At 65.2% G+C, this 21,453-nt stretch carries 22 protein-coding genes and 1 pseudogene; 12 read left to right on the forward strand and 11 right to left on the reverse strand.

All coding sequences use genetic code 11. The features are described from left to right. Position 1 precedes the first annotated feature (1 nt). From BN60_RS15570 to BN60_RS15585, 4 genes are all read left to right on the forward strand, one after another. A complete protein-coding gene (locus tag BN60_RS15570; protein WP_020697021.1) occupies positions 2-1,279 on the forward strand; it encodes an amino acid ABC transporter permease in 1,278 nt (425 codons plus the stop codon). A 20-nt stretch (positions 1,280-1,299) separates the two neighbouring features. Next, positions 1,300-2,070: an amino acid ABC transporter ATP-binding protein gene (locus tag BN60_RS15575; protein WP_020697022.1), complete on the forward strand. Its 771-nt coding sequence runs from the start codon at positions 1,300-1,302 to the stop codon at positions 2,068-2,070. A gap of 55 nt (positions 2,071-2,125) precedes the next feature. After that, positions 2,126-3,181, forward strand: a complete 1,056-nt coding sequence (gene rfbB / locus BN60_RS15580) for a dTDP-glucose 4,6-dehydratase (protein ID WP_020697023.1) — start codon at positions 2,126-2,128, stop codon at positions 3,179-3,181. Positions 3,182-3,327: 146 nt separating this feature from the next. Next, entirely contained in the window at positions 3,328-3,594 is a 267-nt protein-coding gene (locus BN60_RS15585) for a hypothetical protein (RefSeq protein WP_020697024.1), read from the forward strand. A gap of 21 nt (positions 3,595-3,615) precedes the next feature. Here the strand turns inward: BN60_RS15585 and BN60_RS15590 are convergent, their stop codons facing one another. Genes BN60_RS15590 through BN60_RS15615 form a run of 6 tightly spaced genes read right to left on the reverse strand, consistent with a single transcriptional unit; the run spans position 3,616 to position 8,172 of the window. Then, complete coding sequence (locus BN60_RS15590; protein WP_020697025.1) at positions 3,616-4,719, reverse strand: DegT/DnrJ/EryC1/StrS family aminotransferase; 1,104 nt, start codon at positions 4,717-4,719, stop codon at positions 3,616-3,618. Beyond that, positions 4,716-5,147, reverse strand: a complete 432-nt coding sequence (locus BN60_RS15595) for a sugar 3,4-ketoisomerase (RefSeq protein ID WP_020697026.1) — start codon at positions 5,145-5,147, stop codon at positions 4,716-4,718. Before BN60_RS15595 ends, BN60_RS15590 begins: the two co-directional genes overlap by 4 nt. Positions 5,148-5,166: 19 nt before the next feature. Then, positions 5,167-6,087 (reverse strand): DMT family transporter, encoded by a 921-nt coding sequence (locus BN60_RS15600; protein WP_020697027.1) that lies wholly within the window; start codon positions 6,085-6,087, stop codon positions 5,167-5,169. After that, positions 6,084-7,019 (reverse strand): DMT family transporter, encoded by a 936-nt coding sequence (locus tag BN60_RS15605; RefSeq protein WP_020697028.1) that lies wholly within the window; start codon positions 7,017-7,019, stop codon positions 6,084-6,086. Before BN60_RS15605 ends, BN60_RS15600 begins: the two co-directional genes overlap by 4 nt. Before the next feature lie 14 nt (positions 7,020-7,033). Next, complete coding sequence (locus BN60_RS15610; RefSeq protein ID WP_043285789.1) at positions 7,034-7,405, reverse strand: dihydroneopterin aldolase; 372 nt, start codon at positions 7,403-7,405, stop codon at positions 7,034-7,036. A 2-nt stretch (positions 7,406-7,407) separates the two neighbouring features. Continuing rightward, on the reverse strand, positions 7,408-8,172 hold the full coding sequence (locus BN60_RS15615) for an SDR family oxidoreductase (protein ID WP_043283979.1): 765 nt from the start codon (positions 8,170-8,172) through the stop codon (positions 7,408-7,410). A gap of 54 nt (positions 8,173-8,226) precedes the next feature. Between BN60_RS15615 and BN60_RS15620 the strand changes: the two are divergent. From BN60_RS15620 to BN60_RS15630, 3 genes and pseudogenes are all read left to right on the forward strand, one after another. After that, positions 8,227-9,344, forward strand: a pseudogene (locus BN60_RS15620) (NAD(P)/FAD-dependent oxidoreductase). Positions 9,345-9,442: 98 nt separating this feature from the next. Continuing rightward, positions 9,443-10,171 (forward strand): alpha/beta hydrolase, encoded by a 729-nt coding sequence (locus BN60_RS15625; RefSeq protein ID WP_020697031.1) that lies wholly within the window; start codon positions 9,443-9,445, stop codon positions 10,169-10,171. Between the two features lie 104 nt (positions 10,172-10,275). Then, positions 10,276-11,250, forward strand: coding sequence for an NAD(P)H-dependent flavin oxidoreductase (locus tag BN60_RS15630; protein WP_020697032.1), 975 nt, complete (start codon positions 10,276-10,278; stop codon positions 11,248-11,250). A gap of 12 nt (positions 11,251-11,262) precedes the next feature. Here the strand turns inward: BN60_RS15630 and BN60_RS15635 are convergent, their stop codons facing one another. Beyond that, on the reverse strand, positions 11,263-11,661 hold the full coding sequence (locus tag BN60_RS15635) for a hypothetical protein (RefSeq protein WP_020697033.1): 399 nt from the start codon (positions 11,659-11,661) through the stop codon (positions 11,263-11,265). Between the two features lie 4 nt (positions 11,662-11,665). Beyond that, positions 11,666-12,463: an alpha/beta fold hydrolase gene (locus BN60_RS15640; RefSeq protein WP_020697034.1), complete on the reverse strand. Its 798-nt coding sequence runs from the start codon at positions 12,461-12,463 to the stop codon at positions 11,666-11,668. Between the two features lie 188 nt (positions 12,464-12,651). Between BN60_RS15640 and BN60_RS15645 the strand changes: the two genes are divergently transcribed. Both BN60_RS15645 and BN60_RS15650 read left to right on the forward strand, forming a co-directional pair. Beyond that, a complete protein-coding gene (locus BN60_RS15645) occupies positions 12,652-13,116 on the forward strand; it encodes a MarR family winged helix-turn-helix transcriptional regulator (RefSeq protein WP_020697035.1) in 465 nt (154 codons plus the stop codon). A 1-nt stretch (position 13,117) separates the two neighbouring features. Beyond that, a complete protein-coding gene (locus BN60_RS15650) occupies positions 13,118-14,350 on the forward strand; it encodes an MFS transporter (RefSeq protein WP_051150138.1) in 1,233 nt (410 codons plus the stop codon). On the opposite strand, the gene BN60_RS15655 is transcribed toward BN60_RS15650, so the two are convergent. Then, positions 14,337-15,086 (reverse strand): VOC family protein, encoded by a 750-nt coding sequence (locus tag BN60_RS15655; protein ID WP_020697037.1) that lies wholly within the window; start codon positions 15,084-15,086, stop codon positions 14,337-14,339. The genes BN60_RS15650 and BN60_RS15655 overlap by 14 nt on opposite strands. Before the next feature lie 52 nt (positions 15,087-15,138). On the opposite strand from BN60_RS15655, the gene BN60_RS15660 reads away from it, so the two are divergent. Continuing rightward, the gene (locus BN60_RS15660; protein WP_177324829.1) at positions 15,139-16,083 is read left to right on the forward strand and encodes a branched-chain amino acid ABC transporter permease; all 945 of its coding nucleotides are present in this window, start codon (positions 15,139-15,141) and stop codon (positions 16,081-16,083) included. Here the strand turns inward: BN60_RS15660 and BN60_RS15665 are convergent. Further along, positions 16,070-16,861 (reverse strand): enoyl-CoA hydratase, encoded by a 792-nt coding sequence (locus BN60_RS15665; protein ID WP_020697039.1) that lies wholly within the window; start codon positions 16,859-16,861, stop codon positions 16,070-16,072. The two genes, BN60_RS15660 and BN60_RS15665, sit on opposite strands and share 14 nt — an antisense overlap. A gap of 117 nt (positions 16,862-16,978) precedes the next feature. On the opposite strand from BN60_RS15665, the gene BN60_RS15670 reads away from it, so the two are divergent. Then, positions 16,979-17,836, forward strand: a complete 858-nt coding sequence (locus BN60_RS15670; protein ID WP_020697040.1) for an enoyl-CoA hydratase-related protein — start codon at positions 16,979-16,981, stop codon at positions 17,834-17,836. Positions 17,837-18,156: 320 nt separating this feature from the next. Further along, a complete protein-coding gene (locus BN60_RS15675; protein WP_245539828.1) occupies positions 18,157-20,664 on the forward strand; it encodes an arylsulfatase in 2,508 nt (835 codons plus the stop codon). A 216-nt stretch (positions 20,665-20,880) separates the two neighbouring features. Here BN60_RS15675 and BN60_RS15680 read toward each other — a convergent pair whose 3' ends face one another. Further along, positions 20,881-21,414, reverse strand: coding sequence for a TetR/AcrR family transcriptional regulator (locus BN60_RS15680; RefSeq protein WP_083856133.1), 534 nt, complete (start codon positions 21,412-21,414; stop codon positions 20,881-20,883). Between the last annotated feature and the right edge of the window lie 39 nt (positions 21,415-21,453).

Genomic DNA, 21,453 nt, shown 5'->3' on the forward strand with positions numbered 1-21,453 from the left:
CATGACCGACATGCCAGTTGGCGAACGCCAGCAACTCGCCCCTCCCTCGGACGACTCCGGCATCCTGGGCTGGATGCGCAAGAACCTGTTTTCGAGCTGGGGCAACGGCCTCACGACGATCGTCCTGATCGTCGCCATGGTCTGGATCCTCTCCGGGTTCCTGGAGTGGGCGCTCTTCACCGCCAACTTCACGGCGACGACCGGCAGCGAATGCCGCGGCGGGGGCGCCTGCTGGGCCCTGATCCGCGAGAAGTTCCGCTACATCTTCTTCGGCTCGTTCCCGTACGAACAGCACTGGCGGCCGCTGTTTGCCGTCATCGCCATGCTCGCGATGCTGGTGCTGAGCGCCGACCGCCGCATGTGGAACTGGCGCCTGCTGGTAATCTGGGGCGTGGGCTCCTTCATCACCTTCCTGCTGATGTTCGGCCAGCTCCACATTCCGCTGAGCCTCTTCCTCGTTGTCGCCTTGGTGGTCGGCGGGATCGGCCTCGCCATGCGCAAAGGCGTTGCGGGCGCGGCCGAGATGAACGCCTACTGGGCCGCCGCCGCCATCGGCGCCATCGGGCTGGCTCTGCGCTTCCTTGGCATCCTGCCGGCGTGGAGCCTCGCCATCGCGCCCTTGAGCTATGTCGAGACCAGCCTGTGGGGTGGCCTGCCTGTCACTTTGATCCTGGCGACCTACGGCCTGCTCTTTGCCTTCCCCTACGGCGTCCTGCTGGCGCTGGGCCGGCGGTCCAACCTGCCGCTGGTCAAGGGCCTGTGCGTGGGTTTCATCGAGCTGATCCGCGGCGTGCCCCTGATCAGCCTCCTGATCATGGCCTCGGTGATGCTGCCGCTGTTCCTGCCCTCGGGCACGACCATCGACAAGTTCCTGCGCGCCCAGGTCGCCGTCATCCTGTTCGCCGGCGCCTATATCGCCGAGGTCATCCGCGGCGGCCTGCAGTCGCTGCCCAAAGGCCAGTTCGAGGCCGCCGACGCGATGGGCCTCAACTATCCGCAGAAGACATTGCTGATCATCCTGCCGCAGGCGCTGCGCGTGGTGATCCCGCCGCTTATCAACACCTTCATCGGCTTCTTCAAGGACACGTCGCTGGTGCTGATCATCGGCATCTTCGACTTCCTCAACACGGCGAACCAGGCGCTGGTCGATCCCAACTGGGCCGGCTTCCCCGGCGAGGTCTACCTGTTCGCGGCCTTCGTCTACTTCATCTTCTGTTACTCGATGTCGCGATACAGCAAGTACCTCGAAGTCGAACTCAACAAGGGTACGCGCCGCTAGGCGCCGTCAGGGAGCATTTCATGGCCGCAACAGCCGCGCGCGATCTGTCGTCGGTGTCCTCGGTGATCCAGCTCAAGGGCGTCAACAAGTGGTTCGGGCAGTTCCATGTCCTGACCGATATCAATCTCGACGTGAAGGAAGGCGAGAAGATCGTCATCTGCGGACCGTCGGGCTCGGGCAAGTCGACCCTGATCCGCTGCATCAACCGTCTGGAGGAGCATCAGCAGGGCGACATCGTCGTGCACGGCGTCACGCTTTCCAACGACGTAAAGAACATCGAGGCGATCCGCCGCGAGGTCGGCATGGTGTTTCAGTCGTTCAACCTCTTCCCGCACCTCACGATCCTCGACAATCTTACCCTCGCGCCGATCTGGGTGAAGAAGATGCCGAAGAAGGACGCCGAGGAAATCGCCATGGGGCTGCTGAAGCGCGTGCGCATTCCCGAACAGGCGCTGAAGTATCCCGGCCAGCTCTCGGGCGGCCAGCAGCAGCGCGTTGCAATCGCCCGGGCGCTCTGCATGCGCCCCAAGATCATGCTTTTCGACGAGCCGACCTCGGCGCTCGATCCCGAGATGGTGAAGGAAGTGCTCGACGTGATGATCGAGCTGGCGCGCGAGGGCATGACCATGCTCTGCGTTACCCACGAGATGGGCTTCGCCCGCGCCGTCGCCGACCGTGTGATCTTCATGGATCGTGGCGAAATCGTGGAACAGAACGAGCCAGAGGAATTCTTCGCCAATCCCAGGAACGAGCGCACCAAGCTCTTCCTCGGCCAGATCCTCCATCACTGACAATAGGAGGTGGCGCCTTGGCGCCGCCCAGATCGGCCGCTAGGAATACGATCCCATGAGGATCCTCGTCACGGGCGGCGCCGGCTTCATTGGTTCGGCCGTCGTCCGCCACATCATCCGCGACACCGACTGGTCGGTCGCCAACGTCGACAAGCTCACTTATGCGGGCAATCTCGAATCGCTGGCCGAGGCCGGGGCGAGCAACCGCCATCGCCACTACAAGACCGACATTCGCGACCGCCCGGCCCTCACCGCGATCTTCGCCGAGTTCCAGCCCGACGCCGTGTTGCACCTCGCCGCCGAAAGCCATGTCGATCGCTCGATCGACGGCGCGGCTCCCTTCATCGAGACGAACGTCGGCGGCACCTACGTGCTGCTGGATGCGACCCTTGCCTACTGGCGCACGCTCGACGAGGCGGCCCGCGCCCGCTTCCGCTTCCAGCACATCTCGACCGACGAGGTGTTCGGATCGCTCGGCCCCACGGGCAAGTTCACCGAGACCACGCCCTACGCTCCCAACTCGCCCTACTCCGCCAGCAAGGCGGCGTCGGACCATCTGGTACGAGCATGGCACCATACGTATGGCCTGCCGACGCTCGCCACCAACTGCTCGAACAATTACGGCCCCTATCACTTCCCGGAGAAACTGATCCCGCTGGTGATCATCCGTGCGCTGCGCGGCGAGAGCCTGCCGGTCTACGGCAAGGGCGAGAACGTGCGCGACTGGCTGCATGTCGAGGACCATGCCGAGGCGCTGACCCTGGTCCTGCGCAAGGGTCGGCCGGGCGAGACCTACAATGTCGGCGGCGACAGCGAGCGGCGGAACATCGACGTGGTGCTCGGCATCTGCCGCCTGCTCGACGAGATGCTGCCCAACAGCACGACCCGCCCTCATGAAAAGCTGATCCAGTTCGTGACCGACCGGCCCGGTCACGATGCGCGCTACGCCATCGATGCCAGCAAGATCAAGACCGAGCTGGGCTGGCGGCCGCGCCATGATTTCGATGCCGGGTTGCGCAGCACCGTACGCTGGTTCCTCGAGAACCGCGGCTGGTGGGAGCGGGTCATGAGCGGTGCCTATCGCGGCGAGAGGCTCGGACTGACCGGCTAGAAAGCGGCGCTCCCGTCGTGCAATCGATTGCAGGCGGTTGGTCCGCTGCCGCACACATTGATGTCGCCGAATAGCGAAGCCTGCGCTTTCGGTCGCAACCGGCCGGGCGTGCTCGTGTTGATCTCCTGACAGCAAAGGAGACCGCCATGAGACCCGTTCTTCGCATCGTCGCGGCGGTGGCGCTCACCGCTTCCGTTGCAGCCTGCGCGTCCGATCCCTATTACGCGCGCAACAACTACAACTACGGTTACTCTGCGCCGGGCTACGCGTACTCGGCGCCGGCCTATTACCGTTCGCCGGCCTACTACCAGACGACAACCTATTCGTATTCCTCGCCGCAGAGGAACGGCTACAGTTCGTACTGGGACTACCAGCGCAACTATCGGGGTATCCACCCTGGTCCGGAGATGTAGAGGGGATGCCGAAAAGCGAGGTCAGGTGCGCAGTGTCTCGCGCACCACCTTCGCGACCGCATCGACGGCCTCAATCGGCATGTGCGGCCCCATGGGCAGGCTGAGCACCGTCTCGGCCAGCTCCTCCGCCAGCGGATAGCTGCCCTTGCCCTGTCCCAGGTCGGCATAGGCCTGCTGCAGATGCGGCGGGATGGGATAGTGGATCAGCGACCCGATGCCCTGCTTCTCCAGCGCCTTGACGAGGTCGGCGCGGCGGTTGGTGCGCACGACGTAGAGGTGCCAGACGGGTTCGGCCCATTGCGGCACCCTCGGCAAGCCAAGTCCCGGAATGTCGGCCAGCTTGTCGTCGTAGCGTGCCGCAATCGCCCGCCGGCGTTCGTTCCAGGCATCGAGCTTCGGCAGCTTGGCGCGCAGGAAGGCCGCCTGCAGCTCGTCGAGCCGCGAGTTGTAGCCGCGCTCAAGATTCACATACTTCACGCGGCTGCCGTAGTTGCGCAGCACCCGCAGGCGTTCTGCGAGCGCTGCATTGTCGGTCGTAACCGCACCGCCATCGCCGAAGGCGCCGATGTTCTTGCTCGGGAAAAAGCTGTGGGCCCCTGCGTCGCCCAACGCCCCGGTGCGACGGCCGCGAACGCGCGCCCCCTGCGCCTGCGCCACGTCCTCGATCACCTTCAGCCCGTGCTTGGCGGCCAGCACCATGATCGCATCCATGTCGGCCGGTTCGCCGTAGAGATGCACCGGCATGATCGCCCGCGTGCGCGAGGTCAGCGCGGCCTCGATGCGATCGGGATCGATGTTGGGTCCGCCCGGCGTCGGCTCGACCGGCACAACCTTGGCGCCAACGGCCGTCACCGCCAGCCAGGTCGCGATATAGGTATTGGACGGCACGATCACTTCGTCGCCAGCACCGAGATTCCAGGCGCGCAGCACCAGCTCCAGCGCCTCAAGGCCGTTGCCCAGGCCGACGCAATGCTTGGTGCCGCAGAAGGCCGCATACTCCGCCTCGAAGGCCTCGACTTCCTTGCCGAGAACGAACCAGCCCGATTCCATGACCCTTGCATAAGCGGCATCGAGCTCGGGCTTGAGTTCGGCGTAAACGGATTTCATGTCGAGAAAGGGGATCATGCGAGCCTCGCTGCCGCTTCGCGCTGGAACGTCTCGTAGTCGCGCAGATACTCGGCTTCGTCGTAGAGCGTCGAAGCGATGACCAGGATCACCGTGCCGGGCATGAAATCGGTGAGCTCGTGCCAGACGAACGGGCCGATGTGCAGCGCCCGTCCGGGATCGTCGAGCGTTACCGTCTCCTTCACTTTGCCATCGTCGAGGTGGACCTTGCACGAGCCGTTCATGACCAGCGTAACGAGGTGCGACTCGCGATGACCGTGCCGGCCTCGCCACTGGTCGGGCGCGATGTCGTGCAGCCAGAAGAGGCGGCGCGGCATGAAGCCCAGCCTGTCGTCGAAGGCCAGGAAGTTGATCTTGCCTCGCTCGTCGGCGGCGCCGGGAACGGTGAGCCAGCGGCAGTGACGGGTCTTGAGATCCGGTTGGGTCATGTCAAGAGGATCGGCCTGTTCAGCGTTGCATCGTCTGTAGCTTGCGCCATTGCATGTAGACCACGCCGCTCAACGCCACGAGGCCACCCACGATCTGGTACGCGTTGGGCATGAAGCCATATGCCATTGACCATAATACGGCGAAAAAGGGCACCAGGTTGACCCAAAGCGACGCGACCGCCACGCCCAGGCGGCTGGCGCCGACGTTCCAGAAATAGCCGCCGAGGCCGCTGGCGAACACCGCCAGCAGGACAAGCTGCGTCCAGATCCAGCCGTCGGCTTCGCCAATCGGCGGGCGCGCCCAACCGGCCGCAACCATCACTAGCGCGAACAGGATCAGCCAGCCCATGGCCGAGAGCGACGCTACGTAGGTGCGGTGGAGCTGGCTTGCCCGATCGAACCAAGCCTGCGCCTTGAGGCTGTAGTAGGTCCAAAGCGCATTAGAGAGCAGCACGATGAACTCGCCGCCGCCCAGCGTGACCTGGCCGCGGCCGAACAGGCTGCCCGCCGCGAGGATGGCGCCCCCCAGCACGGTAAGGACCAGCGCCACGCCGAAGCCGGGATCGAAACGCAAGCCGGTCGCCAGCCGCACGGTGACGGCGGCAACAAGAGGCCCCGCGACCTGCACGGCAGCGGCGGAGATCGGATTGCTGAACTGGATGCCCAGCGTATACATCGCAAAGAAGCCACCCATGATCAGGCCGAGCAGGAGGAAGCGGCGGAGGCCGACATCGATCCTCAGCGACCGAATCCCCTCGACCGCTGCCACCATCAGTATCAGTACGACCGTGGCCAGGGCGGCACGAAGAGCCGACAGGGGGATCAGGTCGAAATGGGCCAGCATGACCTTGCTGATCGGCACGTTGGCGCCCCAGCTCGCGCCCACGAAGACCATGGCGGCGAAGGCGCCGAGGAGATGGCCGCGGTCGCGCGACGTCATGGCGACGGGCGCCGCGAGCGCGCCGCCCGCATCTGGCGAAGCTGATGCAGGCCGATGCCACCCAGCACGACCACGCCACCCGCGAGCTGCAGCCAAGTCGGCTCATGACCGAACAGGGCTGCCAGACCAATGGCAAAGACCGGCGCGGAATTGGAGAACAGCGACGCGACCGGCACGCCGACCAGCGAGACACCTGTGTTCCAGAGCAGGATGGCAATCGCCACGCCGAATACGCCGACCCAGGCGATCATTCCCAGTTCCCCGATCGTCGGTGGACGCACGGGCCAGGTGATGCCGCCTGCTCCCCAGACGACGAGGCACACGATCCCCAGCAGCACGCTTGCCACGGTCGACGTGAGCGCCGAGAGCGCGACCTGCCCACGATCGGAGAGCCATTGCTGGGCGCGAATCGAGTACCAGCTCCAGCAGAGCTGGGCGATCACCAGCAGCGCCTCGCCGCCTTCCAGCCCGTAGCCGCCGGGCTGTCGGCCGGGCGTCCCGGCGACCACGACGATGCCACCCACCACCACCAGAACGAGCGTCGTGAAGAAGCCCTGAGGTGTGGTGGCGCCCAGCATCAGCCGGGACAGCAGCGTCGCCCAGATCGGCGCACACATGAGCACGATGGCCGCCGTCGCCGGATGCGTGTTCGCGACGCCGAACGTATAGAACACGGAAAAACCCGTCATTGCTGCGCCGAGCTTCAGCAGTCGGCTCCAGTTCAGCTTGCCGGGCGCCGCAGCCGGCGGCGTGCTCAGCAACACCGCCAACCACAGGACGGGCAGCCCGAGCAGATAGCGGGCGCCGGAAAGCAACCAAATGTCGTAGTGCTGGGCGAGCGTCGCCAGGACGGGAATCATCGATCCCCAGATCAGGGCCGCGAAGAGCAGGACGATCGTGGCGCGCCGCAGCGCACCGGCGGACGGGGCCATCGACGCTGGCCGCGTCAGCTCTGCGCGCGGCGGCGGACCGCCTCGTAACCGACGCGGCAATCCTTGTAGACGTCGGGCTTCTCCGTCGAGACACGCGCCTCGATCACCTGTCGCTGGGCGAGGCAAAGGTCGAGGATGGCATCGACCAGCGTCTCCTGCAGGTTGAAATGCCGACTCTGGGCCAGCGCAATGATGCCGTCATGGATGACATCGTAGTTCAGCACGTTGGCGATATCGTCCTCGGCCGCTTTCTCGGGTGGCGCCAGGAAGAGATCGACATTCACGACGACGGCCTGCGGCTTGGCCAGCTCGAAATCGTAGATGCCGATCGAGACCTGCAGGCGCAGGTCGCGGATGAAGATGCGGCGGTCCGAAACGGCAGACATGTTCATTTCTTCTTCTTTTTCTTGTCGAAGGCGATGTCGCGCGGCCGGCCGGTCAGATGCTCGCCGCTGTCGACGATCAGCGTGTCGCCCGTAAAGCTGGGCGTCGCCACGATGAAACGAAGCGCCCGCACGAGATCGTCGGTGGTGACTCCGACCTCGAGCGGGTTGGCGGCATGCTGTTCGGCAAAGCGCGCGTCGGTCTGGCTGCCGCTGCGCAGCGTGAGGCCGGGGGCGATGCCCGCCACGCGCAGCCGCGGCGCAAAGGACTGTGCCAGCAGGGTCGTCAGCCCCTGCAGTCCGACCTTGGAGAGCGTGTAGCTCAGAAAGTCGGGATTGAGGTTGTAGAGCTTCTGGTCGAGCACGTTGACGATCAGGCCCCTCTCGTTGTCCGGCAGCTGCCGCGCCAGCGCCTGCGAGAGCAGCAGCGGCGCGCGCAGGTTGATCGCCATATGCAGATCGAAATCGGCCGCGGTGGCCGTCGGCGCCCGGTCGAGCTTGAACAGCGAGGCGTTGTTGACCAGCAGCGAGAGGTGAACTCCCGGTACCTGGCACTTCTCGATCAGCGCCTCGGCCTGGCGGGCCGAAGCGAGATCTGCCCGAACCGCCTTAGCCTTGCCGCCGGCGGACTGGATGGCTTTCACGGTTTCCCGCGCCTCGTCTGCCGATTGGTTGTGATGGACAAAAACGAAGTAGCCATCGGCCGCCAGCGCCATTGCCAGCGCACGACCGATCCGCACCCCCGCTCCCGTGACCAACGCACCCTTCATCCTGCGACACCCGCTCTTGGTGACTGAAAGAACGGCGGGTTCTAGCATGCGATCATGACTTCGTCCTCGTATGAAACCGTAGACTGCGTTGTGATCGGCGCAGGTGTCGTGGGCCTTGCCGTGGCCCGAGCCCTTGCCCTTGCCGGCCGTGAGGTCATCGTCGTGGAGGCCGCCGAAGGGATCGGCACCGGGACGAGTTCGCGGAACTCTGAAGTCATCCATGCCGGAATCTACTATCCCAAGGGCAGCCTGATGGCCGAGACCTGCGTGGCCGGCCGTCGCCTGCTCTACGCCTACTGCGCCGAGCACGGCGTGCCCCACGTCAACTGCGGCAAGCTGATCGTCGCCACCAATGATGAGGAGAGCGCAAAGCTCGCCGAGATCAAGGGTCGGGCCGAGGCCAACGGCGTCGAGGGTATGCGCCAGCTCAGCGCCAGCGAAGCGATGGCCATGGAGCCCAATCTCCACTGCACGGCGGCGCTGCTTTCCGCCAGCACCGGCATCGTCGACAGCCACTCCTACATGCTGGCCCTGCAGGGCGACGCCGAAGAGCGCGGCGCGATGTTCGCGTTCCACAGTCCCGTGAATCAGGGCCGAGTCACCGACGCCGGCGTGGAGATCGACGTCGGTGGCGCCGAGCCGATGAAGCTGCGCTGCGGCCTGGTGGTCAATTCGGCCGGGCTCTTCGCCCCCGCCATCGCAAAAAAATCGTCGGGATGCCATCCAACCACATCCCCGGGACGTACTACGCAAAAGGAAACTATTTCACCTTGGCTGGCCGCTCGCCCTTCTCGCGCCTGATCTATCCCGTCCCTGTTCCGGGCGGACTCGGCGTGCACATCACCGTCGACATGGGCGGCCAGGCGAAATTCGGCCCCGACGTCGAGTGGATCGACGATCTCGACTACACCGTCGATCCCCATCGCGCCGACAAGTTCTATGCCGCAGTTCGCCGCTACTGGCCTGGCCTGAAAGACGGCGCGCTGCAGCCAGGTTACGCCGGCATCCGGCCGAAGATCGTGCCGCAGGGCGCGCCGGCGCAGGATTTCGTGGTTCAGGGACCGGCCGACCATGGCGTTCCGGGGCTGATCAATCTCTTCGGTATCGAATCACCCGGTCTGACCGCCTCGCTGGCTCTGGCCGAGCGGGTGCGCACTATCGCGACCGTATGACATCGGCGCGACGAGGCTTCCTCTCGGCCCTCGTCGGCCTCCTCGGTGGATGCTCTCCCGCGGCGCTTCTCAATACGACGGTCGCACGCGACGGGTATATGCTCGCGTCCGACATTCCATACGGCAGCCACCCTCGCCAGAAGCTCGATGTCTACAAGGCCGAAAAGCCGAGGACCGGCGGCAGGAGCGTCATCTTCTTCTACGGTGGGTCTTGGGATTCAGGCACGAAGAGCGACTATCTGTTCGTCGGTCAGGCGCTGGCCTCGCACGGCGTGACGACGATCATTCCCGACTATCGCGTCTATCCGGAGGCTCTGTATCCAACCTTCATCGAGGACTGCGCCTTGGCCACGCGGTGGGCAGTCAAAGAAGCCTCGGTTGAACGACTGTTCGTCGCCGGCCATTCCGCCGGCGGCTACAACGCCATGATGCTTGCCGCCAACACATCGTATCTCTCGGCTGCCGGCGTCGACCGCATGCAGCTCGCGGGTGCCATCGGGATCGCCGGCCCCTACGATTTCCTGCCGCTCTCGTCGCGCCGCCTTCAGGAAATCTTCGGCGGCCCGGATCGCCGCGAAACCCAGCCCGTTTCCTACGCGAAGGCGCCGCTGCCCCCTATCCTGCTGTTGCACGGGACGGCAGACACGACCGTGAAACCCTTTAACAGCGAAAGGCTTGCCGCTGCCTGGCGGCGAACCGATGGCAAAGCCGACCTCAAGCTCTATCCCGGGGTCGACCATATCGAGATCGTCGGCGCCTTCTCGTCGCTCTTGCGCGGACGCGCGCCCACCCTCGACGATACGCTCGCTTTCATCGAGCGCACCTGATCCGCTTCGCGGAAGGCTAATCTGCCATACGGTCCGTGGGGTGGCGGCAATGCCGCGGCTTCGCTAATGCTTGGGCAAATTCACCCAGCGGGGAAAACGGCACGATGATCAAGACGCGCTTCACGGAAATGTTCGGCATCAAGCACCCGATCGTACAGGGCGGCATGCAGTGGGTCGGCCGCGCCGAACTCACCTCGGCGGTTGCCAATGCAGGTGCGCTGGGCTTCCTCACCGGCCTCACCCAGCCGACGCCGGACGATCTGCGCAAGGAGATCAAGCGCTGCCGGGAGATGACGGATCAGCCGTTCGGCGTGAACCTGACCATCCTGCCGACGCTCGTGCCGCGGCCCTACGGCGAATACATCGACGCCATCATCGATTCTGGCATCAAGATCGTCGAAACTGCCGGCAACAACCCCAAGCCCTTCCTGCCCAAGATGAAGGAAGCGGGCATCAAGGTGATCCACAAGTGCACCTCGGTTCGCCATGGCATCTCGGCCGAGAAGGTCGGTGTCGATGCGATCTCGATGGACGGCTTCGAGTGCGCCGGCCATCCCGGCGAGGACGACGTGCCGAACCTCGTGCTGCTGCCGGCCGCGGCCAACGTCATCAAGATCCCGATGATCGCCTCCGGCGGCTTTGCCGATGCGCGCGGTCTGGTAGCCGCACTGGCGCTGGGCTGCGAAGGCATCAACATGGGCACGCGCTTCATGGCGACCAAGGAAGCGCCGATCCATCAGAACGTGAAAGAGAAGATCGTCTCCTCCGACGAGCGCAACACGGCGCTGATCCTGCGCACCATGCGCAACACCAGCCGCGTCTTCGGCAATTCCGTCGCCAAGAAGGCGATCGAGATGGAAGGCGAAGGCAAGACCATCCAGGAGATCGGCCCCTTCGTAGCCGGCGCCAAGGGCAAGGTCGTCTACGAAACCGGCGACCTCGAGCACGGCATCTGGTCGGCCGGTACCTGCATGGGCCTGATCAACGACATTCCGACCTGCAAGGAGCTGGTCGAGCGCATCGTCAGCGAAGCCGAAGAGATGATCCGCGGCAAGCTCGCCAAGGCCATCGCGGCCTAAGACAGACGCTGTTTAGCTGGCTGGAGGCGCCTTGCGGTGCTTCCACCAGCGCCACAGCAAGCCAATGGCCGGCGGCAACAGGCAGAGGCCGACCACCATGATGGCGATTGCCGCGAGAAGGCAGTTCCAGCCCCTCCTGATGCCGACCGTACATTCGTAGTCGAAAGCGATGTAGCCGAGCGCCAGCAGCATGATCGGACTGGCGAACACGGCGACCGCCCAGAGCTTCCAGCCCGGCGCCTCGACGCCCGGCCACCATTGACAGACGTAAGAGCTGACGAAGGCACCGGCGAGCAGCGCCACGGCGCAGATCAGCCCGGCCTGCGCATCGAGAAACAACGTCCCCGCCGCGCCGCCCACAAGGACGGCGCCAACGAGATGGCCCATGACGAAGGGATTGATGCGCAGCATGACCTCATGACGCGATCAGGCGTGCGACCGCTTCCGGATGACTATCCAGCATGCCATGGTTGGCTCCGGCAAGCGCCTCCATGCGGGCATTGGGCAGCAGCTTCAGCAGGCCGCGACCAATTGCCTGCACGATCTCTGGACTGCGATCTCCATAGGCCACCAGCACCGGGTGGTCGAGGGCGCGGAGCTGCTCCGCCGTCGCGGTATCGTTGAAGCTGCTGCGTACGTCGAGTGCGTTGCGCGGAGCATTGGCCTCGAGATAGCCGCGCACGGGCTCGGGCATGCGCGCGAAGGCACCCTCGCCAAACCAATAGTCGACCATCAGGCGCACGACGGCCGGCTCCCCCACGGCGGCTCGGCTGGCGTAGTTCTCGAAATGCGCCGTCGCAGGATCGAGAGCGCTCTTGTCATTCGTGAGTTGCAGAGCGCGGAAGAACACCGGCTCGAATAAGACCAGGCGCTCGACTGTTCCCGTGGTCGCTTGCAGCGCGGCTTGCAGCGCGACCACGCCGCCATAGGAATGGCCAGCCAATCGGACCGGCTGCCCGCAGCTCTCGGCCAGCCGCACCACAGCGGCGCCCATCAACGCTGCGCGGCCGACCGGCTCGTCCGGCACGCCATCCGATCCACCGTAACCCGGCAGATCGACTGCCAGTACGCGGAAGCGGTCCCTGAGATGTGGTGCGACCCGCGCCCAGGATCGGCTGTCGCCCGGCGAGCCATGGACCAGCAGCAGCGGCGCCCCCTCGCCTTCGTCGCGATAGGTGAGCTTCTTGCCCTGGGGCAGATCGAAAGTTGGCATCAGCGGGCTCCATTCAGAACCAGTATGGTCGACGCCCGGGTGGGCGTGCAGCAATACGCGATAAACTTGCCTTGTCTTCAACCGTCTTACATCCCGCGCCGGCCTGCAACAGTCACTGCCCGGTAGCACCAGTTACCGCGGCAACGGCTATTCCCATGTATATACAATTATTGTATATACAGACAATTATGCCGAAAAAGCCACAATCCCCCAAGACGCTTAGGAGCGACGCCCGCAACGCCATTGATGCTTGCGCCGGCTGGAACGTCCGCGCCGCCGCCCGGCGCATCACCAAGTTCCTCGAATTACGGCTGGAGGCGGCGGACTTGTCCTTCGCCCAGTTCGGCCTCATGGCGGAGATCGCCGCGGCATCGGACGACTCGATTTCCGCCCTTGCCGGGCGCATGGGCCTGGACCAGTCCACCCTCTCCCGCACCCTGCGCACGCTGGAGAACGAGGGGCTGGTCGAGATCGCCGTCGCCGAAGCCGACCAGCGTCGCAAGCTCGTTTGGCTGACGGAGAAAGGTGCACGGCGCCTCGAAGCAGCGCTCGCGGTCTGGCGCAAGGCCCATGCCGAGCTGGAGCGGTTGCTGTCGGTCGATCTCGTGCGTCGCCTGGCCCTCGAAACCGAAGCCCTGGTAGAGGACCGTTGAGATGAAGCCGGATACAGCGACTCTAGACAGTCGCACCGCCTGGGTCGTGGCCTGGGCCGCCCTTGCGATCCTCACCCTGTGCTATGGCGCGCCGCTGATCTCGGTGGTGGCGCTTAAGCCCATGGCTGCCGACCTCGATGCACCGCGCTCCGGTCCAGCGGCTGCCGGCGCCCTGACCTATCTCGGCGCGGCCTTCGGCGGCATCGTGGCGGGTTGGCTCGCTGGCCGCCTCGGCATCCGTCGCATCGTGCTGTTCGGCGCGGCCATGATGGCAGCCGGCCTTGTCGTCTCGGCGTCCGGCGGACTCTTCTTGCTCTACGCCGGTCACGGCGTCCTGATGGGCCTGTTCGGCACCTCGTGCATGTTCTCGCCGCTCATCACCTATGTAAGCCGCTGGTTCGAACGACGGCGCGGCGCTGCCGTGGCGTTGATCTCGTCCGGCCAGTCGGTCGCCGGTGCCGTCTGGCCACCGCTCCTGCAGTACGGCATCGACGAGGTGGGCTGGCGCTGGACCATGGTCCTGTTCGCGGCCTTGGTCGTCGTGGCTGTGGCCGGCCTCACCATCGGTTTTCTGCAGGCCCCGCCCGATGCCACCAGGGCGAGCGGCACCACCGGCGGCAGTCCGCGCAGCACCGCGAGCCTCGGCCTGTCGCCCAACCTCGTCATGATCCTGCTCATGGTGGCGGTCTTCTGCTGCTGTGTACCGATGGCGGTGCCGATGCAGCACATCGTGGCCTTCTGCAGCGACCTGGGATTTGCCTCGCAGTACAGCGCGGCAATGCTCTCGGTCCTGCTGGGCAGCGCCTTCCTCGCGCGCCAGTTCTGGGGCTGGCTCGCGGACCGGATCGGCGGCATCCAGACCCTGCTCTGGAGTTCGCTCGCCCAGGCCACCGCCCTGGTCGGCTTCCTGCTCACCAGGGATCAGGCCGCGCTCTTTACGATCTCGGCGGCCTTCGGCTTCGGCCTCTCGGGCCTCCTGCCCGCCTACGTCATCGCCGTGCGCGAATACTATTCCATCGAGGAAGCGAACTGGCGCATTCCGACGGTGCTGTTCGCTGGGCTGCTGGGCATGGCGGCCGGCGGTTGGGGCGCCGGCCTCCTCTATGATTATTTCGGCGACTACATGTCGGCCTTTTCGGTCGGCATGGTCTTCAACATTCTGAATCTCGGCGTGCTTTTCTTTCTGGTCCTGCGCCAGCGGGGGCCACGCCGATTCGTCCTTACACCAGGTTGATGCGGCAGCCGCAGACCTCGACCTGCGCCGGCCCGTGCTTGCGGCCGCGCTTCTCCGCCGCCGCCAGCACACGCTCACGGTCGACCACGCTGACGTCGTAGGCCGAGATACCCGGTCCACGGCCATCGACCGCCGGCACGAAGCGGATCTGCGAACCATCGAGCCTGATGATGTTGTCCGTGGCCGGACGATTGAGAATCTTCGACCAGGTCGCCGCCGCCTTGTCCGGATCGTCGTGCTGGATCTCGACGCCGGCCAGGCCATTGGTGACATCCGACCGCGCGTGCTTCAGCCAATCCTTCTCGGCTGGTGGCCACCACAGGGCCGGATCGGTGCCCTTGGGTGCGAACGTCGTGTCGAGCGACAGCAGCACGCCCGTCGTGTCCGAGGGATGGAAGTGCGTGTACTGGTACTCAGGCAGGTCCTTCTGGGCGACGGCGCGGACGCCGAGGCCGGTGACGTGCTGGCGTTCGGCCGCGGCGTCGGGAACCTGAAGGATGACCATATAGCCGCCATCGCCCTTGCGACGCTCGATGTAGCGGCCGGCGGACGTGCCCTCCTGGAAGGGCGTCACGATCTCGAGGAAGTCGTGTCCGATGGGGCAGACGACGTTCACCAGACCCCACTTGGCCACGCCAGGGTCGCGATAGGCGACCTCGATCCCGAGAATGTCGCACAGTTCTTCGCGCGAACTTTCGAGGTCCTTGCAGACGAAAACGCACTGCCTCAGTCTCATCGCTTCGCTCCCATTTCCTGTCGGTTGCCGCTATCGTAGTGCCATGCGGCCCATGCGAACTATGTATTTGTGGACCATGGGCTTCGTGGCAGCGGCCGCCCTCTCCTTTTGCCTGCCGGATTTTATTGTCTTTCGCTTCACGCAGGCCGTGATCTGGTCGATCGCGCTCGTGGGCCTCGTCATGCTGTGTGGCGTGAGCGGCCAGTTCTCCTTCGCCCAGGCCGCTCTTTTCGGCATTGGTGGCTATGGCGCCGCGATCCTCGGTACCCACACACCGCTGTCGACCTACTGGGGGATGGCGCTGGCGCCCGTGCTGGGTTTCGTTGCGGGCTATGGCCTCGGCCGTGTCGCCGGCCCGCACAATCTATGGACGCAGGCGCTGGTCACTTATGCGTTCGCCATTGCCTTCCCGCAACTTCTGCGGTGGCGACCAATCGAGCAGTGGACCGGCGGCGTCCAGGGCCTCTATCTCGATTTTCCGACGCCTCCGACAGACATGCTGAGCAACGACCGTTGGGCGTTTTTGATGGCGCTGTCGCTGCTGGCCCTGGGCCTCTGGCTCACGCACAACCTGATCGGCAGCCGCGTCGGCCGGGCCATGAAAGCGGCGCGCGACCAGGATCTCGCGGCAGCGGCACAGGGGATCAAGGTCGGCCAGGTGCGCGCCATGGCCTCCGGAATCGCCGGCGCCTATCTCGCCCTCGCAGGCTGCCTTTCGGCCTATCAGTTCGGATTCGTAGGACCGATGGCCTACAACTTTGCGCTCTCGGTCCAGATGCTGTTCGGCCTGGTTGTCGGCGGCATGTATTCGCTCGGCGGCGCGATCCTGGGCGGCCTGTTCCTGCAGTTCTTTCCCGACGTCACGGCGGGACTAGGAAAAGGCCTGTCGGCGCTGCTCTATGCCGTGCTGTTGATCGCCGCGATAGTGGCGATGCCGGACGGCGTGGCGGGCGCTCTGTCCCGCCTCGCCGTCCGGATCAAGCTCAGACGCCCTTGAAGACCGGCGCGCGCTTTTCGACGAAGGCGCGGGCCGCTTCTTTGTGGTCTTCGGTCTCGCCGGTGCGGATCATGCGCGCGGCTTCGCTGTCCAGCGCCTCGGAGAGCGAGCCCTCTTCCGCCACCTTCATGTTCTTCTTCACATGCCACCACGCGACGCGCGGACCGGCGGCGAGCTTCTTGGCGAAGGCCATGGTCTCGCTGTCGAGGTTGGCGTCGTCGACGATGCGGTTGGCGAGCCCCAGCTTCTCGATCTGCTCGGCATTGAGAATTTCGGCGGTGAAGTAGAGCTCACGCGCCTTGGCCGTGCCGACCAGCTTGTGCAGGAAGTAGTGCGAACCGAAGTCGCCCGAGAAGCCCACCTTGGCAAAGGCCGTGGTCATGCGCGCGCTCTTGCCGGCGAAGCGCATGTCGGCCGCCAGCGCCAGCGACAGGCCGGCGCCCGCGGCGACGCCGTTCACCATGGCGATCGTCGGCTTGCCCATTTCGTGCAGCAGTTCCGAGACGCGCATGCGGATGCGAATGTCGTGCACCTTGTCTTCGTAGGTCTTGTCCTGGTCACGACCGGCCGCCATCGACTTCACGTCGCCGCCGGCGCAGAAGGCCTTGTCGCCGGCGCCCCGCACCACCACGCAGCCGATGGCGCGGGTGCCCGCCGCTTCGTTGAGCGCATCGTCGAGCGCGCTCATCATGTCGCGGCTCAGCGCGTTCATGGCATCAGGCCGGTTCAGCACGATTTTCATCACGCCGTCTTCGACGGTTTTGATCAGGTGGGACATCGACTTCCTCCAAGATTGCGATTCGCTGGGGTTGCGGCGAATGTTTCCCAAACCAACGAGTCACGCAACGACATTCCGTCTTGCTGGGCGGAACCGATCATGAGGAGCGTTCGAGCCATGAAATACGAGACCCTGCTGACCGATCTCGCAGACGGCGTGATGACGGTGACCCTCAACCGCCCCGACAAGCTGAACGCTTTTTCCACGGTCATGAGCCGGGAACTCATCGACTTCTTCCAGAGTGTCAATGCGATGGATGAGGTGCGCGCCGTCGTGGTGACGGGCGCCGGCCGCGCCTTTTGCGCCGGCGCCGATATTTCCGGCGGCAGCGGTGCCTTCACGGTCTGGAACGATGGCAATGCCCCGCAGAAGCGCGAGGCCAGCGATTCGATCACGCTTGCGATCTTCAATTGCCTGAAGCCGATCGTGGCCGCGATCAACGGCGCGGCCGTCGGCGTCGGCATCACCATGTGCCTGCCTATGGACATCCGCTTGATGTCGAGCGCCGCCCGCATCGGCTTCGTCTTCAACAAGCGCGGCATGGCCATGGAAGCCGGAAGCTGCTGGTTCCTGCCCCGCCTCGTCGGCATGCAGCAGGCGCAGGAATGGGTGATGACCGCCGAATTGTTCGGCGCCGAGGAAGCTTTGAAGGGCGGCCTCGTTCGTTCCGTCCATGCGCCCGACGAACTGCTGTCCGCCGCGCAGGCGCTAGCGCGGAAATTTGCTGCCAGCACCTCCTCAGCCGTCGCCGCGGCGGTGAACCGCCGCCTGATGTGGAGCATGTGGGGCGCCCAGGACCCGCTCGACGCGGTGACGCTCGACCTGCAGTGCGTCGGCCATCTCGCCGCCGGCGCCGATGCCCAGGAAGGGATCAAGTCCTTCTTCGAGAAGCGCGCGCCTGTCTTCCCGCTCAAGCCCTCGAAGGACATGCCGCCCTTCGGGCCGTGGGCTCACGCCCTCGACGGCAACAAGTAGACCCCGGGCGCATTGCCACATCGACGCTTCCGCCCCTGCCGTTCCTGGTTAGGGTCGGGCAAAGGCAGCGATCGGATGAAGGTGGTCTCGGATTCGGCCATGCGTCGAGTCCGTCCGGCTCCAGAAATCCCGAGCACCGAACGATGCCTGCGTTGTCGATCGACAAATGTCCGAGTTGGGCCAAGAGCGGCAGCGGACGGGACCATAGCGGCCCGTTGGTTGAGCGGTTGATCTGCATCAAGGCCGCCTAGAGCCCCGCCTCCTTAGATGCGGCACCAGTCGATACTCAACGGAAACGAGATTGAGGAGGGGGGAAGTCCGTGCTTCGATCGGTAATTGCCTCGCTACTCGTAACCTCGTCCTTGACGGTGGTTACTCTCGCTCGGGCTCAGGATGTGCGCGGCACGCCGGGAGCTCCCAGTACCGTGCGGACGCTGCCTGGCCTGCAATTGCCGGCGCCCTCGCCGCGCTTTACCGGCGCGATCCTGCCCAACGCTGTCGACAGCACGCCGGCGTGGCCGCCGCAGGTGATGCCGCCGGCCAAGGCGCCCAACGTCCTGCTGATCCTGACCGATGACGTGGGCTTCGCCGCGCCTTCGACCTTCGGCGGCGTCATCCCGACGCCGACTCTCGACCGCGTCGCCAGCGAGGGACTGCGCTACACTACTTTCCACACCACCGCGTTGTGCTCGCCGTCGCGCGCCGCTCTGCTGACCGGCCGCAATCACCACCAGGTCGGCTTCGGCAATGTCGCCGAGCTGTCGACCGGCTACCCCGGCTACAATGCCATCATTCCGCGCGAGACGGCGACGATCGCCGCCACCCTGCGTCAGAACGGCTATGCTACCGCCTGGTTCGGCAAGAACCACAACGTTCCGCCTTGGGAGGCGAGCGCTGCCGGGCCCTTCACCAACTGGCCGGGCGGCATGGGATTCGACTATTTCTACGGCTTCGTCGGCGGCGACACCAGCCAGTGGCAGCCCGGCAACCTCTTCCGCAACACCACGCCGATCCATCCCTACAATGGCACTCCGGGATGGAACCTGACCACGGCGATGGCGGACGACGCCATCGGCTACATCCGCCAGAACGTCGAGATCGCGCCCAACCGGCCGTGGTTCATCCACTATGCGCCGGGCGGCACGCATGCGCCGCACCATCCCACCAAGGAGTGGGTCGACCGCATTGAGCAGATGCATCTTTTCGACGAGGGCTGGGAGAAGTTGCGCGAGCGCATCTTCGAGAACCAGAAGCGACTGGGCGTCATTCCCGCCAACGCCGCGCTGCCGGCCTGGCCGAGTGAAATGCTCAAGCGCTGGACCGACCTCGGCGACATCGAGAAGAAGCTGTTCATTCGCCAGGCCAACGTCTACGCCGCCTACCTCGCCTATACCGACCACCAGATCGGCCGTGTGATCGCCGAGGTCGAGCGGCTGGGGCAGCTCGACAACACGCTGATCATCTACGTCAGCGGCGACAACGGCAGCAGCGCCGAAGGCTCGGTCAACGGCACGCCCAACGAGGTCATGTACTTCAACGGCGTGTCGCTCGACGCCGAAAAGCAGATGCCGTGGTACGACGTCTGGGGCACCGATCAGACCTACAACCACATGGCAGTCGGCTGGACCTGGGCGCTCGGCACGCCCTACCGATGGACCAAGCAGATGGCGTCGCATTTCGGCGGCACGCGCAACGGCATGGCGATCTCATGGCCGGCGCGGATCAAAGACCGCGGGGGCATCCGCAGCCAGTTTCACCACGTCATCGACGTTACCCCGACTATCCTGGACCTCGTGGGCATTCCCCAGCCCAACCTGGTGGACGGCATCGCCCAGCGTCCGATGGACGGTGTCTCGATGGCCTACACCCTGCCGGCAGAGAACAAAGGCCTGCCCTCGACGCACACGACGCAGTACTTCGAAATTCTCGGCAACCGCGCTCTCTACCACGACGGCTGGATCGCCAGCACGACGCCGCCGGCGCCCCCATGGGCCAGCGTGACGGCGCCGCGCCCGGCCGACGTGATGAACGGTTACGCCTGGGAGCTCTACAACGTCGCCGCCGATCCGACCCAGACCAGGGACTTGGCAAAAGCCGAACCCGCCCGGCTACGCGCGCTGCAGGAGCTGTTCATCATGCAGGGCGAGCAGAACCAGGTGTTCCCGCTCAACAACTCGATTACCGCGATGGTTGCGCCGCGACCGGGACCGGCCGCCGGCCGCAAGCAATTCGTCTACACCGGTTCGTCGTGCTGCACGCAGTCCAACGCCGCCCCTTCGATCCTGAACCGCTCCTTCCGCATCACCGCCGATGTTACCGTGCCCGAGGGCGGCGCGAACGGCATGCTGGTGACCCAGGGCGGCCGCTTCGCCGGCTGGGGTCTCTACCTGAAAGACGGCAAGCCGACCTTCACGATGAACCTGCTCAACCTCGAACGGCCCAAGTGGCAAGCGCACGACGCGCTGAAGACCGGACAGCACACGATCGTGTTCGACTTCGCCCTCGAGCAGAAAGGAGACATCCCATTCGGTCACGGCGGCGTCGGCATCCTGTCGATCGACGGACACGAGGCGGCTCGGCTTGCGCTGCCGCACACCACGCCCTTCACCTTCGCCTGGGACGAGACGTTCGACGTCGGTCTCGACACCGGGACGCCGGTCGACGACAAAGATTACCAGGTACCGTTCGCCTTCTCGGGCAAGCTGGAGAAGCTGACGGTGGATCTCGGCGAAGGCCCGGTCACCGAAGCGGCGATGAACGCCTGGATCAAGGCGATCTCGAGCCGCGACGCCGAGCGTCCTGCACCTGGCGTGGCGCCGCCGAAATAGCAAACGATTCGAGCGTAGCCCCTGGCCCCCAGCGGTGGGCCCGCCTTCCAACAAGCCGCTTGGCGCCGCCAACATCCGATCCTGGGCGTCGAGCGCTAGCGGGGCCTGCCCGACCTCGGAGCGCATCACGGCGCCTTCCCAGATGGCCTTGGCCCAGTCGTCGAAGGCCGCTTTCCGCCCGGCAACGAGCAGCCTTTCGCGAACGTCGTTCCTCACTCATTTCAGGGCTTCCACGAGAGCGCGGGCGATCTTCGCCGGCGACTTGCCGCCCGGCCGATACCAGGTCGGTGTCCAGTTGAGGGCGCCTAAGAGCTGCAGGCGCCATAAGGTCCGATCCATGCCCGGCCCCAGAGGCAGGGCCGTCACGAGGTCAATGAAACGCCGTTCATAGGAATCGCGCATCGCGATCAGGCGTCGGCGCAGACGTGCATCGAGGCGGCGGAGATCGGCCGTCATGACCGCCGCATGGGCCGTGTCAGACAGTAACGACTGCAGGTGCGCCACACAGGCCGCCTCCAGCCGCCGCCAGGGGCTATCGGCCGCCGCCACGGCGGCATCGACGGCTGCCGAAATCTCGGCCACGCCCTCCTCGTAGACCGCAGCGATCAGATCGTTCTTCGACGGGAAGTGATAGTACATCGATCCCGCCAGCATCCCGGCCTCGCCGGCAATGTCGCGCATCGACGTCGCGTCGAAGCCGCCGCGCGCAAAAAGACGGGCCGACACCGCCATCAGGGTTTCACGGGACATGGTACATCCTATCAAACAAACACTTGTTTGGTAAACGGG

Source organism: Reyranella massiliensis 521 (assembly GCF_000312425.1).
Lineage (GTDB): Bacteria > Pseudomonadota > Alphaproteobacteria > Reyranellales > Reyranellaceae > Reyranella > Reyranella massiliensis.

What these genes read in the sequence shown, in the direction of transcription:
- BN60_RS15570 (WP_020697021.1), top strand. Translation starts at nt 2, where the DNA reads ATGACCGACATGCCAGTTGGCGAACGCCAGCAACTCGCCCCTCCCTCG.
- BN60_RS15575 (WP_020697022.1), top strand. Translation starts at nt 1,300, where the DNA reads ATGGCCGCAACAGCCGCGCGCGATCTGTCGTCGGTGTCCTCGGTGATC.
- rfbB (WP_020697023.1), top strand. Translation starts at nt 2,126, where the DNA reads ATGAGGATCCTCGTCACGGGCGGCGCCGGCTTCATTGGTTCGGCCGTC.
- BN60_RS15585 (WP_020697024.1), top strand. Translation starts at nt 3,328, where the DNA reads ATGAGACCCGTTCTTCGCATCGTCGCGGCGGTGGCGCTCACCGCTTCC.
- BN60_RS15590 (WP_020697025.1), bottom strand. Translation starts at nt 4,719, where the DNA reads ATGATCCCCTTTCTCGACATGAAATCCGTTTACGCCGAACTCAAGCCC.
- BN60_RS15595 (WP_020697026.1), bottom strand. Translation starts at nt 5,147, where the DNA reads ATGACCCAACCGGATCTCAAGACCCGTCACTGCCGCTGGCTCACCGTT.
- BN60_RS15600 (WP_020697027.1), bottom strand. Translation starts at nt 6,087, where the DNA reads ATGACGTCGCGCGACCGCGGCCATCTCCTCGGCGCCTTCGCCGCCATG.
- BN60_RS15605 (WP_020697028.1), bottom strand. Translation starts at nt 7,019, where the DNA reads ATGGCCCCGTCCGCCGGTGCGCTGCGGCGCGCCACGATCGTCCTGCTC.
- BN60_RS15610 (WP_043285789.1), bottom strand. Translation starts at nt 7,405, where the DNA reads ATGTCTGCCGTTTCGGACCGCCGCATCTTCATCCGCGACCTGCGCCTG.
- BN60_RS15615 (WP_043283979.1), bottom strand. Translation starts at nt 8,172, where the DNA reads ATGAAGGGTGCGTTGGTCACGGGAGCGGGGGTGCGGATCGGTCGTGCG.
- BN60_RS15625 (WP_020697031.1), top strand. Translation starts at nt 9,443, where the DNA reads ATGCTCGCGTCCGACATTCCATACGGCAGCCACCCTCGCCAGAAGCTC.
- BN60_RS15630 (WP_020697032.1), top strand. Translation starts at nt 10,276, where the DNA reads ATGATCAAGACGCGCTTCACGGAAATGTTCGGCATCAAGCACCCGATC.
- BN60_RS15635 (WP_020697033.1), bottom strand. Translation starts at nt 11,661, where the DNA reads ATGCTGCGCATCAATCCCTTCGTCATGGGCCATCTCGTTGGCGCCGTC.
- BN60_RS15640 (WP_020697034.1), bottom strand. Translation starts at nt 12,463, where the DNA reads ATGCCAACTTTCGATCTGCCCCAGGGCAAGAAGCTCACCTATCGCGAC.
- BN60_RS15645 (WP_020697035.1), top strand. Translation starts at nt 12,652, where the DNA reads ATGCCGAAAAAGCCACAATCCCCCAAGACGCTTAGGAGCGACGCCCGC.
- BN60_RS15650 (WP_051150138.1), top strand. Translation starts at nt 13,118, where the DNA reads ATGAAGCCGGATACAGCGACTCTAGACAGTCGCACCGCCTGGGTCGTG.
- BN60_RS15655 (WP_020697037.1), bottom strand. Translation starts at nt 15,086, where the DNA reads ATGAGACTGAGGCAGTGCGTTTTCGTCTGCAAGGACCTCGAAAGTTCG.
- BN60_RS15660 (WP_177324829.1), top strand. Translation starts at nt 15,139, where the DNA reads ATGCGAACTATGTATTTGTGGACCATGGGCTTCGTGGCAGCGGCCGCC.
- BN60_RS15665 (WP_020697039.1), bottom strand. Translation starts at nt 16,861, where the DNA reads ATGTCCCACCTGATCAAAACCGTCGAAGACGGCGTGATGAAAATCGTG.
- BN60_RS15670 (WP_020697040.1), top strand. Translation starts at nt 16,979, where the DNA reads ATGAAATACGAGACCCTGCTGACCGATCTCGCAGACGGCGTGATGACG.
- BN60_RS15680 (WP_083856133.1), bottom strand. Translation starts at nt 21,414, where the DNA reads ATGTCCCGTGAAACCCTGATGGCGGTGTCGGCCCGTCTTTTTGCGCGC.